The sequence below is a fragment of the Gordonia sp. YY1 genome, from assembly GCF_009872315.1.
GTDB lineage: Bacteria > Actinomycetota > Actinomycetes > Mycobacteriales > Mycobacteriaceae > Gordonia > Gordonia amicalis.
The window spans coordinates 282,794-300,522 of the sequence record NZ_WXYI01000002.1 but is presented as its reverse complement, the minus strand read 5'-3'; the positions used below and the strand labels follow the sequence as shown (position 1 = coordinate 300,522).

At 67.3% G+C, this 17,729-nt stretch carries 21 protein-coding genes; 4 read left to right on the top strand and 17 right to left on the bottom strand.

Annotated elements, in window-relative coordinates:
• Positions 1-2: 2 nt before the first annotated feature.
• On the top strand, positions 3-596 hold the full coding sequence (locus BPODLACK_RS04565) for a TetR/AcrR family transcriptional regulator (protein WP_159404813.1): 594 nt from the start codon (positions 3-5) through the stop codon (positions 594-596).
• Between the two features lies 1 nt (position 597).
• Here the strand turns inward: BPODLACK_RS04565 and dprA are convergent, their stop codons facing one another.
• Together dprA and BPODLACK_RS04555 are read right to left on the bottom strand one after the other, a co-directional pair.
• Positions 598-1,734 carry a DNA-processing protein DprA gene (gene dprA, locus BPODLACK_RS04560; protein WP_159404812.1) on the bottom strand — a complete coding sequence of 379 codons (1,137 nt, stop codon included), beginning with the start codon at positions 1,732-1,734 and terminating at the stop codon, positions 598-600.
• Positions 1,731-3,281, bottom strand: coding sequence for a YifB family Mg chelatase-like AAA ATPase (locus BPODLACK_RS04555; protein ID WP_268895949.1), 1,551 nt, complete (start codon positions 3,279-3,281; stop codon positions 1,731-1,733). Before BPODLACK_RS04555 ends, dprA begins: the two co-directional genes overlap by 4 nt.
• A 206-nt stretch (positions 3,282-3,487) precedes the next feature.
• Here BPODLACK_RS04555 and BPODLACK_RS04550 point away from each other — a divergent pair, with 206 nt between their 5' ends.
• Positions 3,488-5,188 (top strand): HNH endonuclease signature motif containing protein, encoded by a 1,701-nt coding sequence (locus BPODLACK_RS04550; RefSeq protein ID WP_159404810.1) that lies wholly within the window; start codon positions 3,488-3,490, stop codon positions 5,186-5,188.
• Between the two features lie 29 nt (positions 5,189-5,217).
• Positions 5,218-5,856: a 5,6-dimethylbenzimidazole synthase gene (gene bluB, locus BPODLACK_RS04545; RefSeq protein ID WP_159404809.1), complete on the top strand. Its 639-nt coding sequence runs from the start codon at positions 5,218-5,220 to the stop codon at positions 5,854-5,856.
• Here bluB and BPODLACK_RS04540 read toward each other — a convergent pair.
• Positions 5,846-6,514, bottom strand: a complete 669-nt coding sequence (locus BPODLACK_RS04540) for a GIY-YIG nuclease family protein (RefSeq protein ID WP_232513101.1) — start codon at positions 6,512-6,514, stop codon at positions 5,846-5,848. The genes bluB and BPODLACK_RS04540 overlap by 11 nt on opposite strands.
• Before the next feature lie 151 nt (positions 6,515-6,665).
• Between BPODLACK_RS04540 and BPODLACK_RS04535 the strand changes: the two genes are divergently transcribed.
• The gene (locus tag BPODLACK_RS04535; protein ID WP_159404808.1) at positions 6,666-7,997 is read left to right on the top strand and encodes a DUF4185 domain-containing protein; all 1,332 of its coding nucleotides are present in this window, start codon (positions 6,666-6,668) and stop codon (positions 7,995-7,997) included.
• Here the strand turns inward: BPODLACK_RS04535 and BPODLACK_RS04530 are convergent.
• The 14 genes from BPODLACK_RS04530 to ffh form a co-directional block, all read right to left on the bottom strand.
• Entirely contained in the window at positions 7,988-8,410 is a 423-nt protein-coding gene (locus BPODLACK_RS04530; protein WP_159404807.1) for a YraN family protein, read from the bottom strand. The genes BPODLACK_RS04535 and BPODLACK_RS04530 overlap by 10 nt on opposite strands.
• A gap of 111 nt (positions 8,411-8,521) precedes the next feature.
• The gene (locus BPODLACK_RS04525; protein WP_005198978.1) at positions 8,522-8,833 is read right to left on the bottom strand and encodes a DUF2469 domain-containing protein; all 312 of its coding nucleotides are present in this window, start codon (positions 8,831-8,833) and stop codon (positions 8,522-8,524) included.
• Complete coding sequence (locus BPODLACK_RS04520) at positions 8,830-9,516, bottom strand: ribonuclease HII (protein ID WP_006438169.1); 687 nt, start codon at positions 9,514-9,516, stop codon at positions 8,830-8,832. The genes BPODLACK_RS04525 and BPODLACK_RS04520 overlap by 4 nt, the downstream gene beginning before the upstream one ends.
• Before the next feature lie 22 nt (positions 9,517-9,538).
• Complete coding sequence (gene lepB / locus BPODLACK_RS04515; protein WP_159404806.1) at positions 9,539-10,393, bottom strand: signal peptidase I; 855 nt, start codon at positions 10,391-10,393, stop codon at positions 9,539-9,541.
• Positions 10,394-10,411: 18 nt separating this feature from the next.
• A complete protein-coding gene (gene rplS, locus BPODLACK_RS04510; protein ID WP_004572295.1) occupies positions 10,412-10,753 on the bottom strand; it encodes a 50S ribosomal protein L19 in 342 nt (113 codons plus the stop codon).
• Positions 10,754-10,908: 155 nt separating this feature from the next.
• A complete protein-coding gene (locus BPODLACK_RS04505) occupies positions 10,909-11,925 on the bottom strand; it encodes a hypothetical protein (protein ID WP_159404805.1) in 1,017 nt (338 codons plus the stop codon).
• Positions 11,922-12,260, bottom strand: a complete 339-nt coding sequence (locus BPODLACK_RS04500; RefSeq protein WP_159404804.1) for a hypothetical protein — start codon at positions 12,258-12,260, stop codon at positions 11,922-11,924. Before BPODLACK_RS04500 ends, BPODLACK_RS04505 begins: the two co-directional genes overlap by 4 nt.
• Positions 12,257-12,595, bottom strand: coding sequence for a YbaB/EbfC family nucleoid-associated protein (locus BPODLACK_RS04495; protein WP_024498391.1), 339 nt, complete (start codon positions 12,593-12,595; stop codon positions 12,257-12,259). The genes BPODLACK_RS04500 and BPODLACK_RS04495 overlap by 4 nt, the downstream gene beginning before the upstream one ends.
• A 36-nt stretch (positions 12,596-12,631) precedes the next feature.
• On the bottom strand, positions 12,632-13,351 hold the full coding sequence (gene trmD / locus BPODLACK_RS04490; RefSeq protein WP_159404803.1) for a tRNA (guanosine(37)-N1)-methyltransferase TrmD: 720 nt from the start codon (positions 13,349-13,351) through the stop codon (positions 12,632-12,634).
• The gene (gene rimM, locus BPODLACK_RS04485; RefSeq protein WP_159404802.1) at positions 13,351-13,884 is read right to left on the bottom strand and encodes a ribosome maturation factor RimM; all 534 of its coding nucleotides are present in this window, start codon (positions 13,882-13,884) and stop codon (positions 13,351-13,353) included. The genes trmD and rimM overlap by 1 nt, the downstream gene beginning before the upstream one ends.
• Before the next feature lie 27 nt (positions 13,885-13,911).
• Positions 13,912-14,154, bottom strand: coding sequence for an RNA-binding protein (locus BPODLACK_RS04480; RefSeq protein ID WP_006438176.1), 243 nt, complete (start codon positions 14,152-14,154; stop codon positions 13,912-13,914).
• Entirely contained in the window at positions 14,151-14,600 is a 450-nt protein-coding gene (rpsP, locus tag BPODLACK_RS04475; protein ID WP_006438177.1) for a 30S ribosomal protein S16, read from the bottom strand. The genes BPODLACK_RS04480 and rpsP overlap by 4 nt, the downstream gene beginning before the upstream one ends.
• Positions 14,601-15,026: 426 nt before the next feature.
• The gene (locus BPODLACK_RS04470; RefSeq protein ID WP_201450590.1) at positions 15,027-16,136 is read right to left on the bottom strand and encodes an amidohydrolase family protein; all 1,110 of its coding nucleotides are present in this window, start codon (positions 16,134-16,136) and stop codon (positions 15,027-15,029) included.
• Between the two features lie 2 nt (positions 16,137-16,138).
• Positions 16,139-17,701, bottom strand: a complete 1,563-nt coding sequence (gene ffh, locus BPODLACK_RS04465) for a signal recognition particle protein (protein WP_024498387.1) — start codon at positions 17,699-17,701, stop codon at positions 16,139-16,141.
• Positions 17,702-17,729: the final 28 nt, after the last annotated feature.

Sequence of the window (17,729 nt, the reverse complement as noted above, 5' to 3'; positions counted from 1 at the left end):
CCATGCCGGACCACCCCGCGGAGCCCCAACCGACCCGAGAGGGTGCTCCGACGCGCGCATCGCGCCTCGGCGCCGACGACTGGCTCGACGCGGCGGTGGAGGTCCTTCTCGAGGACGGGATCGACGGTCTGAAGATCTCCCACCTCAGTGCCCGGCTCGGCGTCACCAAGGGCAGCTTCTACTGGCATTTCACCGACATCGCGACGATGAAGTCCGAGCTCGCCGACCACTGCAAGAAGGTTCAGGCAGCGGCCGTGGCACAGATCGCGGAGCTCGAGGAGCTCCCTCCGATCGAGCGGATCGAGGGCATGACGCGGCTCATGTCCGACCCCCGGCGTTGGCGCATGGAGGCCGCGATGCGCAGGTGGGCCGAGACCGACGAGTCGATCGCGGACTCGATTTCGGAGCTGGACGGTCACATCTTCCAGATCGCCCATCAGGCGATGCGTGAACTCGGCTTCGACGAGGCCGAGGCCCATGCCCGCGCGACCACGCTGCTCTACGCCGGTATCGGCTTCGTCCACGCCCACGGACGCCTCGGCGAGGCGACGCCCGACGACCTCCGCATCTTCCTCGACATCCTCACGCGGAAGTGAGTCACCCGGTGGCGAGTCGCCACTGACCGCCGACGTTCTCCACGAGCCCGTCGATGTCCAGTCGCGCCAGAGCCGCCCGCACGGCCGGTACCTCGAGCCCGGCTGCGAAGGCGATCTCCTCGATCCCGACACCACCCCGACCCGGGATCGCGTCGTGTACCCGCAACTGATCGGCGCTGAGCCCATCGGTTGGCTTCACCCGCCCCCGGCCAATGTCTCCCCCGCCGTCGGGCCGGACGAGGTTCACCGCCGACGCGACGTCGGACACCAGAACCGCCAATCCGTCGGCGATCATCCGATGACTTCCGACCGAGGTCGCCGACGTCACCGGTCCGGGGACCGCGCCCAGCGGACGGCCGAGCTTGCGCGCCCACGCAGCGGTGTTCGCCGCACCCGACCGACGGCCCGCTTCGACGACAACGGTTGCCCCGGACAGTGATGCGACCAGCCGATTACGGGTCAGGAAGCGGTGTTTGGCCGCGGTCGTCCCCGGCGGATACTCGCTGATGACCGCGCCGGTCCGGGCGATCTCGGTCAGGAGCGCCGAATGCGCGGCCGGATAGTCGCGGTCTATCCCGCAGGCCATCACGGCCGCGGTCACCCCGCCGGCGGCCACGACGGCGCGGTGGGCGGCACCGTCGATGCCGAAGGCGCCACCGGAGATCACCGCGAATCCCTCACCGACGAGACCCGACGCCAGCATCTGCGTGACGTGTTCGCCGTAGGACGACGCCGCGCGGGAGCCGATGAGGGCGATCGAGGCGGCGGCGAGATCGTCGAGGCGGGCCGGTCCGCGGACCCAGAGTGCCAGGGGTTCACCACCGCGAGCGGCGGTGTCGGCCTGGCTCAACGCGAGCAGCGACCACGCCGGCCATTCGGGATCGGAACGGGTCACCAACCGCGCCCCGATCGCGGCGGCGGCATCGAGGTCTTCGGCCGCACAGTCGGAATCGCATCGTGCCGCGGTAGCGTCCAGCACCGGTTCATGACCGTCGGGCACCGTGCGCCCGCGGATGGCCGACGCCGCCTCGACCGCACCGACCTCGTCCACGAGCGCGATCACGTCCGCACACGGCGGTTCGGCCACGCGCGCCAGGTAGGTCCACGCCGACAGCTCCGCCGGGTACTTGTCACTCACCAGGTCGCTCCTCGGTCTCGGTACAGAAGTGCTTGTGCGACATCGTCTTCGACGGGAGCGTCGGTGCCGCGTAGATCGCTGAGGGTCCAGGCCAGGCGCAACGCACGGTCGGCGCCGCGTGCCGTCACCCGCCCGTCGCGGAGGAACAGTTCGATGGGCCGGAGGACGTCGGGAGGTAGCCGGAACTTCTGCCGCAAGGCCGATCCCGGTACCTCGGCGTTGGTGCGCCACCCGAATTCCGACCACCGCTCGACCGCGGCTGCACGCGCCGCAGTGACCCGTGCGCGAACCTCGGCACTCGACTCCCCCGCCCCACTCATCAGCGCGGCATTTCCCGGCGGGTCCATGCGGACGCGGATGTCAACACGGTCCAACAGTGGTCCGGACAACTTGCCGAGGTAGCGGCGTCGTACGGCCGCGGTGCACACGCAGTCGACGTCGTGTGCGGGTGCACACGGGCACGGGTTCGCCGCGAGGATGAGCTGGAACCGCGCGGGATAGACGGCGACCCCGTCTCGGCGCGGCACTCGCACCTCGCCGTCTTCGAGCGGTTCCCGCAGCGATTCCAGGACTTTGACGCTCATCTCGGCGCATTCGTCGAGAAACAGAACTCCGCGGTGTGCCTTGGAGACGGCACCGGGACGGGCGAACCCGGTTCCGCCACCGAGGAGGGCCGTCGTCGACGAACTGTGATGCGGGGCTACGAACGGCGGCTCGGTGATCAGCGGACGCCCTGCTGACAGCTCCCCGACCAGCGAATGGATCGCCGTCACCTCCAGGGAATCCTCGAGACCCAACGGCGGGAGGATGCCCGGCAGTCGTCGCGCGAGCATGGTCTTGCCGATGCCCGGCGATCCGGTCATCAGGACGTGATGCGCTCCGGCCGCTGCTATCTCGAGTGCATGCCGCGCCTCGTGCTGACCCACCACGTCGGCCATGTCCGGGATCGGCGGCGGCTTCGTGGGTGCCGTCCGGTGGAAGTTGTCGAGTACGAGGTCACCCGCGAGCCAGGCCGCCACCTCCTTGAGGCTCGACGCGCCACCGACGTCCATCCCCTCGACCAGCGCGGCCTCCGCCACCGTCTCGATCGGCACCACCGCACGTCGATAACCGGCTTGACGCGCAGCGATCACCGCCGGCAACACACCCCGGATCGGCCGCACGTTCCCATCGAGACCGAGTTCACCCAGGAAGATCGTCGACACCAGCTTCTCCGATGACACCTGTTCTGTCGCAGCCAGAATCGCCACCGCCATCGACAGGTCAAATCCCGAACCCACCTTCGGCATGTCGGCCGGCGACAACGCGACCGTCACCTTCAGGTCGGGAAACGTGAACCCCGAGTTCTTGATCGCCGCCCGCACCCGGTCCCGAGCCTCCCGCACCGACGCATCCGGGCTACCCGTCACCGAGAAACCCGGCAATCCCGACCCCACACTCGCCTGTACGTCGACGACATGCGCCGCAAAGGCGTTGAGCCCCACCGCCTGTGTTTGCCCCAGCATGGGCACAGTGTGGTCGAGGAGCCCGGTCCGGAACCGTGTCACCACCGGCGGACGGGTGATCTGTGGATGAACGTCGAGTTGTTCAGCGGCCGGACTATGGCCTGGGTTTCTACGGAACGAAGTCGCACGCGATATCAATCCGGCGGATTCGACTGTCGCGCAATACCTGACAGCCGGACCCTGTGGATACGAATCAGATTTTGTCGGTGATCGGGTCTACATTGGTAGTCAGCAAGTGATCCGGTCGAATGTGCCGGATCTGCAACACTTCTGGGGGCAGGGTGTCGGACGATCGGGTCGATCTACCGGGCGAGTCTTTCGCCGGGGTCGATCCTGCCAACCCGTACGAGGCCGGCATGTACGAGTTGATGGAGGAGCTGGCGCAGTCGCAACGCCGCCAGTCTCATGAGGACTGGCGGCGCTACGAAGCGGTGAACGCCATCGCCGAGCGCTGCATCGCGGTGCGTAGCACGCTGGATGGTGCGATCGTCGTCAGCGGCGACACTGATTGCGTCATCCGAGTGGCGCGGCAACTCTCCCTCACCCGGCGCCAAGCCGAAATCCTGGTCGACGAGGCCATCGGCCTGCGGGAATCGCTGCCCGAGGTCCTCGACACACTCCGCGACGGGATCACCACCCGGTGGCAGTTGCAGGTGATCCTGTCCCGCACCGCCCTCGTACCGTACGACTCCTCGATCACCCCGACCCTCGATGCCGAGATCGCCGCCACCCTGCGATCGAAGAAAGGCTCGTGGACGCGGGCCCGGCTACGGGACATGGTCGACCGCCTCGTCTTCCGCCACGATCCCGACCTGGTGCGCGAACGCCGCAAAGAAGCGCTCGATAACCGTGGCATGTATACGCACACCCTCGACGACGGGACCGCCGAGCTCACCGGGGTGATGGCTGCGGAGAACGTACGTATCGCGGCCAAAGCCGTTCGCGTGCTCGCCGATTCGGTGTGCAAACACGACGGCCGCACGGCAGGTCAACGTAACTCGGATGCCATGTTCGCGTTGCTGACCGGCACCGAGTTCGAGTGCCTATGTGATCGCGAGGACTGCACCGCGGAGGTTCCCGAACCGGATGCAGTGGTCGCGGCGGTGCGCAGCGAGGTCGTCATTCACGTCGTCACCGATCAGGCGACGCTCAACGGCGCTCCGGGGATCGGCTGGGTCGATGGGCATGGTGTCATCTCCGGTGAGCATGTCCGCGACCTCGCCACCCGGCCCGACGCCGCGATCAAGCCCGTCACCCCGGTCCGCACCCCACCCACGCAGGTGGCCGCCGAGAACAACGACGACAACGACGCGAAACATGAACGGACACGTCCGAATTCGACAGCGTCTGACGCTACGACTGCGGCGAACGCCACGCACGAGGAGGCAGAACCGTCGTCGGAGGTCGTCGTGATCTACCCGGGTTCCCAGCCGTCGGATCCGTACCGCCCGACCACGGCGTGTGCGGACTTCGTCCGTATCCGGGACGGGTACTGCACCGAACCCGGCTGCGAGCAGTCATCGTTCGACTGCGACCTCGACCACGTCACCGAGTTCGACCGTCAGCGCCCGACCCGCGGCGGTCTCACCTCGAGTGAGAACCTCAACGCGAAGTGCCGGTTCGGGCACCTGCACAAGACCTTCGGCGACTGGGTCGACGTTCAGTACCGCGACGAGGACGGCCGCCTGGTCACCGAATACATCACCCCGGAGGGCTACCGCATCCGCGGCGACGCCGAAACCCTGGAAGACCTCTTCCCCAACCTCCGGCGTATCCGGTTCGAACAACCTGCCCAAGCCCCACCGAAACCCCGGGTCATCACCGGCGACGACGCGCCGCCGCCGACCGATCGAACCGCCGCGAAACACGCCCGGCGGCGAGCCGAACGTGCCCGCAACAAACGCGAACGCGAACGTCGGCAGGTCGAGGATGGCCCCGCACCGTTCTGATCGGTCACCCACGCTAGGCTCGACAACCGATGAGTGACGGAACTTTCGACAAGGCGTTCGTCGGCGACCTGAACCGACTCTTCCGCTGGCGACGCGACGTCCGTCGATTCAGCCGCGAACCCCTCGAACCACACCTCCTCCCCGAGATCCTCGAGGCCGCGGAGCTCTCTCCGTCGGTCGGCAACAGTCAGCCGTGGCGATGGGTCGAGGTCCGGACAACGTCGGTGCGAGAGACCGTGCGCGACAGCTTCATCCGATGCAACGCCGAGGCACTCAACGGTTACACCGGCGAACGCGCACACCTGTATTCGTCACTGAAGCTCGCCGGCCTCAACGACGCACCAGTCCATCTCGCCGTCTTCTGCGCGCCCGACGCCGAGCAGGGCCACGGCCTCGGTCGCCAGACCGTGCCGGAGACGCTCGAATACTCGGTCGTCACGGCCATCACCACGATGTGGTTGGCGGCCCGGGCCCGCGGCGTCGGCATCGGTTGGGTGTCCATTCTCGAACCCCACGCAGTGACCGAAGCACTCGCGGTTCCGGCCACGTGGAAACTGGTCGCCTATCTCTGCGTCGGATATCCCGAACACGAGAACGACATCCCCGAACTCGAACGCGTCGGCTGGCAGTCGCGCACCGAGTCGGAGAAGCGGTATCTCATCCGCTAGGCGGAACCGCCCCGGCGCCAGGATCGTGGTGCCGACCGCGATTCGGAAGCGCCGGCAGTTCGTCGGCGCGTTTCGCGGCACGTGACCGCAGTGCCCTTAGTTCGCCGTAGAACTTGTTGCGCGAGTTTCCCTGGAGATTCAGCGGCACGTCGAGGTGGGAGACGAACACATCCTCGAGTAGCCACGGCTCATCGGACTCGATCCACGACACCACGGTGTTGGTATCCATCCATCGATCGAGGTCCCATTCACCTGAACCGAAGTGCCGCTTACCGGCATTCCCGTACCGGCGCAGTTCGATTCCCAGTTGTTCCGCCAACAAGACACCGAGACTGAGACGTAGTGTCGAGGTCGAGGCCCGCCCACGGTAGTGATTGCGCAGACGCTTGCGAAGGTTCTGACTACGTCGGGATCGTCCGGACGTCGTAGGTTTATTGGGGCTGATCCCGACGTACAGCAGGGTGAGACCATCGCGCTTCACACATGCCGAGGGGTCAATCCGATCCGAAGGCAGATCACGAAACCACCACGCATAAATCCCTGCACGCTGCGGAACGTCACCCGCAAGCACTTGGCCGCGCGCATGACGCGCACCGCGCAGGAACTCCTCCAGACGGCCCAAGCCATCGTCCCCGTCGACGCCACGTCTGTCGCTCACTTGTCCCGTGTAGCAGCGCCACTACGGCTCAAGGCACCGCCGGATGTACCCGACACCAGATCGTGACCCAGGTCGACCACTGCTGTGACCCAACTCCAGTAACAATAGTCACGTCAATAACTCCAGAAACACCTGTCACACGGAGGTCTGCGTGCCCAGCCGTTTCACCAAAGGTGTCCGACTGGCGCTGGCGGGAGCCTTCGCAATCGGTACCACCGCGATCGTCCTGACCGCCGGTACCGGCATCGCCGAGGCCGCGCCGTGCGGGAATTCCGGAAACGGTTCGAGCTTCCTCGGATTCGGCTCGTCGGGCTCATTGGGTTCGGGCTCCGGCTCTAACGTCCCCAACCCGGGACCTCAGCGACCGCTCATCCCCTACGTCGGGTCCATCTCCCGCAGCGTGGGCTGGGTGACCGGCCCGTACAGCAAGAACGACACCTACGACCGCTTCGGCATCGGCGGCACAGATCTGGGCATCGCCTGGGACAACGGTCGCGGCCAGACCCTCATGGCCTTCGGCGACACCTTCGGCAACTGCAACGCCCCGAGACAAGAGTGGCGGCACAATGTCCTCTTGCGCTCGAACGACAACGACCTGGCCGACGGGCTGAAGGTGCCGAACGGAGTGGCGGGAGACATCAACTCGGGCACCGTGATCGGAGATCGGCCGAACTTCGCCCAGGAACTCATCCCGTCGCTGGGCATCTCCAACATCGAGGTCACCACGATCCCGACCGCGGCGATCTCGCTCCCCCGCGGCGACGGCTTCCGCCAGTACATCAACTACATGTCGGTACGGTCGTGGGGTTCGCCGGGCAACTGGGTCACCAACTACTCGGGCATCGCCTACTCCGACAACAACGGTCAAACCTGGACCAGCGACCCCGACACCATCCTCATCAACGCGCCGATCGACCTCGCCCTGCCCGGCAACCTCCGCGCGGTCGACGTCAACAACGGCAAGTTCCAGCAGAACGCGTACATGCGCGGGCGCCCCGGATCCGACGAAGCGGACTACGTCTACCAGTTCGGCACGCCCAACGGCCGTTTCGGCGCCGCATTCCTGGCGCGATTCAAACCCGAGGACATCCTCGACCTCGGCAAGTACGAGTACTGGTCGGGCGAGCGGATCGGTTGGGTGGACAGCATCAGCGACATCCACGACACCGAAGGTGTCGTCGCCCGCCAGCCCGTCAGCGAACTGTCGGTCTCGTGGAGCCCGTATCTGAAGAAATACGTCATGCTCGACGGGGACAACGGCATTCGGCTTCGCACCGCCGACCATCCGGAAGGCCCCTGGAGCGGCCCGCGCACCATCGTGGCACCCGGCAACCCGGTCGTGTACGGACCGATGATGCTGCCGAACTCGCCTGCGCTGATGGGCACGGGTAAAGATCTGTACTTCAACGCCTCACGCTGGAGCGACTACAACGTCATGCTGATCCGCTCCGATCTCAGCAAGCTACAGACCACTCAGTCGTAGACGCCCCGGTGATGTCTCACCCGGGCACGTGCGGGATCGTCCGGGGTGAAGCCGTCGAGCTGCACGCTGATGACGTCGAACCGGATCTGACGCCATCGTCGTTCCTGCCCGGCGAGCCAGGTGCGCGCAAGCCGACGCATCCGGGCGAGCTTGTCCGGCGTCACCGCCATGACGGGATCGTCGAAGGTCCGGCTCGCACGGGTCTTGACCTCGACGACCACCAGCGTCGGGCCGTCCGTAGTGTGCGGGTCGACGGCGACGAGGTCGAGTTCGCCGTATCGGTTGCGCCAGTTACGTTCCAGGACAATCCAACCCAGTGATCCGACGAAGTCGGCGGCGATGTCCTCCCCCAGCCTGCCGACGTGCGCGCGACGATTGACGGGACGACCGGCAGACGGAACGGGATCGCTCATGCCCTGAGCTTCGCCGAACACAGCACGGCCGCGGTGGGACTTCACCCGCCGCGGCCGTATCTGTGGACAACCATCGGGTTCTGCACACTGAGGTGCTCACCCGAGAAGAGTTCAGGGTTCGTCGGGAAGCCGCAGTTCCGGCTTCTCGAGTTCCTCGATGTTGACGTCCTTGAACGTGATCACCCGAACCTGTTTGACGAAGCGCGCCGGCCGGTACATGTCCCAGACCCAGGCGTCGCTCATCCGAAGCTCGAAGTACACCTCACCATCGGTGTTGCGGGGAATCATCTCGACCGCGTTGGCAAGGTAGAAGCGCCGCTCCGTCTCCACCACGTAGGTGAACTGCCCGACAATGTCCTTGTACTCGCGGTACAGAGAGAGTTCCATCTCGGTTTCGTACTTCTCGAGATCCTCAGCACTCATCCTGTAAGCCTATCCCTGTTGTCGTTTGCGCTGGAGACCACTCGTGCCGCGACGTTCCGGTACGACATGCGGTGTTGTGGTGACGGTCCCGCCGCATCGATGCGGGACATGTGAAGTGGCGTGCTGTAGCCCTTGTGGATCGCGAAGTCGTAACCGGGCAGGTCGGAGTCCATCGCGACCATGATCCGATCCCGCGTCACCTTCGCGATGATGCTCGCGGCGGCGATGCAGGCCGCGGCCCCGTCCCCACCGATCACCGGCAGCGACGGCGCGGTCAGCCCGGGGACGACGAAACCGTCGGACAGCACATATCCGGGCGTCACGTCGAGCGCTGCGACCGCTCGGCGCATGCCCTCGATGTTCGCGACATGGATGCCGATCCGATCGATCTCGGCGGCGTCGATGACGACCGCACTCCAGGCGTCGGCATACCTGGTCACCGATCGGTACAGCGTTTCCCGGGTTTTCTCGGTCAGCCGCTTGGAGTCGTCGAGTTCGGCGAGCGACGCCAACTGCGTCGGCTTCAGCACGCACGCCGCCACCACCAGCGGGCCGGCGCACGCACCGCGACCGGCCTCGTCGACCCCCGCGACCGGGCCGAGGCCCTGCCGGTAGAGCGCGAATTCGAAAGTCCGCAGTCCCGCCGCACGACGGACGGGTGAGCGCGGTGGCCATCGACTCATGGTGTGTGCAGTCCCCACATGATCATTGCTGGGGATTGATCGAACCGACACCACCGATCCGGGAGAAGGGATAGATGATGGCTCGGACCTTGCCGCGGATGTCACTGGTGGGCACGGTGCCCTGGAACCGGTCCTCGACGTGGTAACGCGAGTCCTGCGAGTTGAGGCGGTTGTCGCCCATCACCCACACGTTGCCCTCGGGCACCTTGATCGGGCCGAAGTCGGGGCCGAGGCACGGCGGGACCGATTCACCCGGGCCGGCGACACCGGGACCGAATGCGGCGACGGTCTCGCGCTGCAGCTCCATGTTGATGTACGGCTCGCGCAGCGGCTTGCCGTCGACCTTCACACCGACACCTTCGTCGTTGCGGCACTCGACGGTCTGCCCGCCGGTCGCGATCACCCGCTTGACGAGGTTGTTCTCGTCGGGCGGGGCGAAACCGAACCACGACAACGCATCCTGCGCCTTGTGCATGACCGGGTTCGTCGATCGCGGGGACACCCACGACCCGTTCCAGGACTCGGACGGTCCCTTGAAGACGACGACGTCACCGGGCTGGGGGTCACCGAAGCGGTAGACCATCTTGTCGATGACGATGCGATCGTTGGTGCACCCGTCGCAGCCGATCAGAGTCGACTCCATCGACTCCGACGGGATGACGTACTGCCGTCCGATGAAGGTCTGCAGCAGCCAGGTGAGGAGCAGGACGCACCCCACGATGATCACGACCTCGCGCAAGAGCGAGCCGGATCCCGACTTGCGCTTGCCGTCCTCGGTCTCGTCCGGATCGGACTTCAACCGCCAGGGACGCTTCGCACCGTCGTCGCCGTCGGTGTCAAGGTCGCGATCGTCGCTGGGTCGCTGTGTGTCGGCCACCTCGTCAGGGTAGACGCGTCAGCGCTTTTCCTTGATCTTTGCGGCCTTGCCACGCAGATCACGCAGGTAGTAGAGCTTGGCGCGACGGACGTCACCGCGGGTGAGGACGTCGATCTTGGCGATGTTCGGGCTGTGCACCGGGAAGGTGCGCTCAACGCCGACGCCGAAGGACACCTTGCGAACGGTGAAGGTCTCGCGGACGCCGCCACCCTGGCGACGGATGACGACACCCTTGAACACCTGGACGCGTTCCTTGCTGCCCTCGATGACCTTCACGTGGACGTCGAGGGTGTCGCCGGGGCCGAAGTCCGGGACATCGTCGCGGAGGGACTGCTTGTCGAGGAAGTCGAGCGTGTTCATTGGTTGGGTCCTTGTCTGGCGTGAACGTTGAGCAGAGGAACCTGGCGGGCCGTCGGGCTTCGAACCGGTTCGTACTCCGAGTCGTCGGTGCCCGTCAGCGGGACAGGCAACCCGACTATTGTGCCAGAGAGACCCCGGTCCGACGAAATCGCCGGTCAGGGGCGTGAACCGGGCCCCACCGCGACGATGTCTGCGGCCCGGAGAGCCGAGAGTGTGGCCGACTCCATCGGGGTCGCCGCGGCGATCGCGGTGGGAGTGATCCCCGAGGCGGTCATGTGTTCGACGATCGCGAGTTCGGGTGCCCGGCCGTTCGCGGTCAGGGCCTCGTCGTCGGCGAGTTCGAGTCCCGCGCGCTGGTACGGCTGCGGATCGTTGGTCCCCACGACCACCACCCGGCGTCCACGGGCTCCCACACCGACCCCCACCGAGGTGCGGAACCACCCGGCGATGGCCGGCGGCACGCTCGCCTGCAAGTTCTCGGCGCGCCGGCGGAGCCAGGTCAGATCTCCGCCGGTGGTGTCCCGGTCGGTTCGCGACCCGGCGGCGCCGATCGCCGCGCCCAGTCCGGCGGCCCCCAATCCGGCACCGAGGGCTCCCGCACCGCCCAGCGCACCCATCGGGGCGAACGGCATCATCCCGCTGGTCGCCGCGGGCGGGGCTCCGCCGGCGGATTGCCCCGCCTCCTCCGACCGTTGCGTGTAGTCGTCGCCGGCGGCCGTCAGGGCCAGACGGCCCGCACTCGACGCACTCACCCGCCACGAGTCGTCACCGACCTCGGCGAAGACCTCGGCCCGACTCCGGTCACGGTCGGCGACGAGGGCGATGGTCGTCATCTGCTGTTCGGTCTCGACGACGACGTCGGCGAAGGTCTCCAGCGACGCGGCCATGACGCGGAGCCGCCCGGCGACGTGCGGCAACGACTGCGGACCGGCACCGGTGATCTGGGCCAGCCGGTCGACGAGGGCGTCGCCGAACTCCCCCTCCACGGCCACGCCACCGATGGCCGGCGAGGCGTAGGCGGCGGTCGCCGAGACGACCACGTCGGTCACCCGCTCCACGGACTCGGCCAGGGCCCGCGCCCGCCGCGCGGCCTCGCGCAGCGACACCGGATCCGCGCCAGGCCACACACCCGGCGCGAGTTCATCCGCGATCCGCCTCGCCGAGGAGTTCATCGCGTGTCACCGGAATCGACGGCGCCGGCGGCATCCACATCGGCCTCGGCGAGCGATTCGACGCCGTGTGTGAGGGCCTGCCGGTGCTCGGCAAGGCGCACGATCACGGACCGCAGGAGGTCACCCGTTTCGGCGCTCGGGGGCCCGAAACCCCGACGAAATGCCACCGCCCCCTCCCCGACCCCGACCGCGCAGTCGATGTCGGCGAGCAGTTCGACGAGTTCGGAATGCACCGTGCCCAACCGTGTCTCGGCATTGGCCAGACGCGCGGACAGGTCCGCCGCGGTGCCCACGTCGGCGGCGACCCGGTTGCGGGAGCGGCCACCAGAGGTCATCCGGACGTCCGTTCTGGCTCGAGGCGTGCGTCGGCGTAGTCAACACCGGAAACCGTTGCGGCAGCGAGGAGTTCACCACGCCGCGAACTGAGCGCACGATCTGCTTCGGCAATGAGGGTGGTGAGGAGCTCGGAGAGCTGATCGGCACGGTAGCGACGCAGGGCGGTGGGATCGATCGAGATGTCGACAGCGAGCCCGCGCGCGTTGACGGTGACCGCGACAAGGCGGTCCCGGCTGATGGCTCGGGAGGTCAGCTCCGACAACGCCGCACGGGTCCGCGCGAGTTCGGCACGCTGACGGTCGAGTTCGTCGACCATGGCCTCATAGCCCTGCATAGCCCTCCCACCGTGCGACTCGAGTCGTGCCGAATCCTAGCCGGAATCCGGCCCGCGGTCACCGGTTGGTTTCACAGGGTCGGCGAGCAGGTCGGGTCGACGGGCGCGGGTCCGCTCGAGCGCCTGCTCGTGTCGCCACTGCGCGACCTTCGCATGGTCGCCGCTGAGGAGGACCGGCGGGACGTCGAGCCCGCGCCAGCTCACCGGACGCGTGTAACTCGGTCCTTCGAGGAGCCCGTCGGAGAACGAATCCTCCTGGTGCGAGCGAGGATTCCCGAGGACGCCATCGATCAGCCGGACGGTCGCCTCGATCATCGCCATCACCGCGACCTCACCGCCGATGAGGACGAAGTCACCGAGGGAGACCTCTTCGACGCGCACTCGGCGGGCCGCGTCGTCGAAGACACGCTGGTCGATGCCCTCGTAGCGGCCGCAGGCGAAGACGAGGTGCTTCTCGGTGCTCCACCGCTGTGCCGTCGCCTGGGTGAACGGCACTCCCGCCGGGGTGGGGACGACGAGGAGCGCGTCGTCGGGGCAGACGTCGTCGAGACACGGACCCCAGACCTCGGGCTTCATGACCATGCCGGGCCCGCCGCCGTACGGCGAGTCGTCGACGCTGCGGTGCACGTCATGCGTCCAGTTCCGCAGATCGTGGACGTCGACGCTGATGCGTCCGGCGTCGATCGCCTTGCCCAGCAGGGCAACCCGAAGGGGATCGAGGTACTCGGGGAAGATCGAGACGATGTCGAGGCGCATCACTGCGCGCCGTCGGCCGAGTCCGGGTCGAGAAGGCCGTCGGGCGGGTCGATGACGATCAGTTCGCGGGTCACCGTCGGCACGATCTCCCGCACGAACGGGATCAGGACCTCACGCTTGTCGGGGGTGCGCACCGCGAGCAGCTCACCGCCGGGCATGTGCAGCACCGACTCGACGACGCCCACCTCGGTCCCGTCGGTGAGCTGGACGGGAACCCCCTCGAGTTCGTGGTCGTAGAACTCGTCCGGATCGTCGGACGGTTCGACCAGCGAGGAGTCGATGAGGAACAACGTGCCGCGCAGGGCATCGGCCGCATCCCGGCTCGCGACGCCGTCGAGAGACACCAACAGCCGCCCGGAGTGTTCCCGGGCGGCTGTCACGGTGAATTCACGTTCGCCGCCACCGCGCGGCAGTCGGCCGCGCAGCACAGAACCGCGAGCGAAACGCAGGTCGGGGTTGTCGGTACGGACATCGACGACGAGTTCGCCACGAATGCCGTGCGATTTCACCACGCGCCCGACGACGAGATCCACGATGCGTTTCGTCCTACGACGTGACCGTCAGCGGTCGGTGTCGACGATGTCGACGCGCATGCCGCGTCCGCCGATACCGGAGACGAGGGTGCGCAGGGCGGTGGCGGTACGACCGTTGCGGCCGATGACCTTACCGAGATCCTCGGGGTTCACGTGGACCTCGACGAGCCGGCCGCGACGACCGGTGACGAGGTCGACCCGGACGTCGTCCGGGTTCGAGACGATTCCGCGGACGAGATGCTCGACCGCGTCGGCGACGACTGCGCTCACGCGTCACCCTCGGCGGCGGGAGCCTCGGCGGCAGCCTCTGCCGGGGCCTCGTCCTTCTTGGCGGCCTTCTTCTTCGGGGTGGTGGCCGCGGCGACCGGCTCGTTGTCGGCAGCTGCGAGAGCGGCGTTGAACAGGTCGAGCTTCGAGGGCTTGGCCTCGGCGGTCTTCAGGGTGCCCTCGGTGCCCGGCAGGCCCTTGAACTTCTGCCAGTCACCGGTCACCTTGAGGATCGCGGCCACGGGCTCGGTCGGCTGCGCGCCGACGCCCAGCCAGTACTGTGCGCGCTCGGAATCGACCTCGATCAGCGAGGGCTCTTCCTTCGGGTGGTACTTGCCGATGGTCTCGATCACCCGGCCGTTGCGGCGGGTCCGAGCGTCGGCGACGACGATGCGGTACTGCGGGTTGCGGATCTTGCCGAGCCGCGTGAGCTTGATCTTGACAGCCATGTCTACTTCTACTTTCGTGTGGTCACTGCGCAATTCTGCGACCCACCCGGAATGGTGGACCCGGTTTTGCGTCTGTTTCGGTGTGACCGTCGGGCGGCCGTGACCGTATCCGACGAACCGTCGAGCCATTCTGCCAGAACAGCGGCTTCAGAAAGAAATCCGGCATGTAGCCCCGGACGGAGATCCGGCATGTGGTTGTCCACCCCGCGAGAACAACCACATGCCGTACGTCGCCAACGCCACTCGCCTACCGAAGAATCGGTTCCCCAGGCTTGCGCGACTCCTGCCGAAACCCCGTCCTCACCCCCGGTTTCGGCAGGGTCTGCATTGAGCTGATCGGTTCGTCCCCACACGAACCTCTGCAACGCGGTTGCTACCTTACGTGTCAGTAGGTAACTGCAACCAGAGTCCACCTTGTGGCGTTGCTCACACGAGGTGGCGACCCGACGACACCACTGCTACCGGATGGCGCAGGACGCCCAGGTCTTCGCACGGGTTCTCGCCGTAGACCACGAAATCGGCGCGGTCGCCGTCACCGAGAAGGTCTGCGCCGAGCCAGCGGCGGGGTTGCACGGACGCGGCCGCGATGGCGCCGGCGTTCCCCAGTCCCACCTTCGACAGCGCCTCGATCTCGTCGACGATGCGGCCGTGCTCGACGAAGCCGCCGGCATCGGTGCCCGCGAAGATCGCCACGCCTGCCTCGCGCGCGGATTCGAAGACCTTCGGGGCGTCGGCGTGCAACTGCCGCATATGCGCCGCGTAGGTCGGGAAGCGCTCGGCGCCGTCGGCGATCCCGGGGAAGTTCTCCACCTGGATCATGGTGGGTACCAATGCGATCGAGCGTTCGACGAGCTGATCGATCAAGTCGGCGGTGAGTCCGGTGCCGTGTTCGATGCAGTCGACACCGGCTCCGATGAGGTCGACGAGGGCGTCGGTCCCGAAGACGTGTGCGGTGATCCGGGCCCCGTGTTCGTGCGCGACGGCGACCGCGGCTTCGATCTGGTCCCGCGTCCACAGCGGCGCGAGGTCGCCGACCTCGCGATCGATCCAGTCCCCCACGATCTTCACCCAGCCGTCACCGGCCTCCGCCTGTCGCGCCACCTCGGCCGCCAGCTCGTCGGGATCGTCGAGGTCGACGCCGTAGTCACGCAGATAGCGTTTCGGGCGGGCGATGTGTTTACCCGAGCGGATGAACCGCGGACAGGCGGGGTCGTCGTCGAGCGGATGGGTGTCCAGCGGTGACCCGACCTCACGGATCAGGAGCGTCCCGGCCCGGGCGTCGGCGTACGCGTAACCACGGGCTTGCTCGATGTCGACGCCGAGCCCCGGCGCGATGCCGACGTGGTTGTGGGCGTCGACGAGTCCCGGCAGAATCCAGCCGTCGTCGACAGCGGTCTCGGCGTCCGCGACGGGTGTGTGGCTGATGGTCTCACCGGAGACCCAGAACTCGATCGGTTCGCCGGTGAGCGGATCGGTGCCCCGATAGTGGCGGGCGGTGCCATCCGGTGCTGGGCCATCCATTGCCGGGCTACTCATCGCTATTTCTTCTTCTTGGGCTGCTGGAACTGCGAGACGTCGATGCCCTCGAGTCCCGGCGGCAGCTGGTCGAGTCCGGCGGGCATGTTGGACAGGTCCGGGAACCCGGCGGGCATGCCGCCCGGCATCCCCGGGAAACCACCGCGCACCTTCGGCGGAGTGGGACCGCGCCCCTTGCCCTTCTTGCCCTTCTTGCCCTTGCGGTTGGACTTCCGGTTCATCCCGCCCATGCCCATGCGACCGGACATCTGGGCCATCATCTTGCGGGCCTCGAAGAATCGGTCGACCAGCTGGTTGACCTCGCTGACGGTGACGCCGGAACCGTTGGCGATACGCAGCCGGCGGGAGGCGTTGATGATCTTCGGGTTCTCCCGCTCGGCGGGGGTCATGCCGCGGATGATCGCCTGGACCCGGTCGAGTTGCTTGTCGTCGACCTGGCTCAGCACGTCCTTCATCTGGCCGGCGCCGGGCAGCATGCCGAGGATGTTGCCGATGGGCCCCATCTTGCGGATCATCAGCATCTGGTCGAGGAAGTCCTCGAGGGTCAGGTCACCTTGGGTGATCTTGGCCGCGGCGGCCTCGGCCTGCTGGGCGTCCCAGTGCTGTTCGGCCTGCTCGATGAGGCTGAGCACGTCGCCCATGCCGAGGATCCGGCTGGCCATGCGGTCGGGGTGGAAGACGTCGAAGTCCTCGAGCTTCTCACCGGAGGACGCGAACATGATCGGCTGACCGGTGACCTCGCGCACCGACAGGGCGGCACCGCCGCGGGCGTCGCCGTCGAGCTTGGTGAGCACCACACCGGTGAAGCCGACGCCGTCGGCGAAGGCCTCGGCGGTCGTGACCGCGTCCTGACCGATCATCGCGTCGACGACGAACAGCACCTCGTCGGGCGCGGTCGCGTCACGGATGTCGGAAGCCTGCTTCATCAGCTCGGCGTCGATACCGAGGCGGCCCGCGGTGTCGATGACGACGACGTCGTAGTGCTTGTTCTTCGCCTCCTCCACACCGGCGCGCGCGACGGAGACCGGGTCACCGGAGGTGACGCCGAGTGTTCCCTCACCGCCGACGCTGGTGCCCGGGTGGGGCGCGAAGACCTGGACGCCGGCCCGCTCGCCGACGATCTGCAGCTGCGAGACGGCGCCCGGACGCTGGAGGTCACAGGCCACCAACAGCGGCGTGTGGCCCTGCTGCTTGAGCCAGTTGCCCAGCTTGCCGGCGAGGGTCGTCTTACCGGCGCCCTGCAGACCCGCCAGCATGATGACCGTGGGCGGGTTCTTGGCGAAGCGCACCCGACGGGTCTCGCCGCCGAGGATGCCGATGAGCTCCTCGTTGACGATCTTGACGACCGTCTGGGCCGGGTTCAGCGCCGCGGAGACCTCGGCGCCCTTCGCCCGTTCCTTGATCCGCGCGATGAAGGCGCGAACCACCGGCAGCGAGACGTCGGCCTCGAGCAGGGCGAGCCGGATCTCGCGGCAGGTGCGGTCGATGTCGGCGTCGGAGAGCCGCCCCTTGCCACGCAGGTCCTTCAGGGCACCGGTCAACCGGTCGGAGAGGGAATCGAACATGGGTCCCATCCTTCCATGTGGGTCGGGG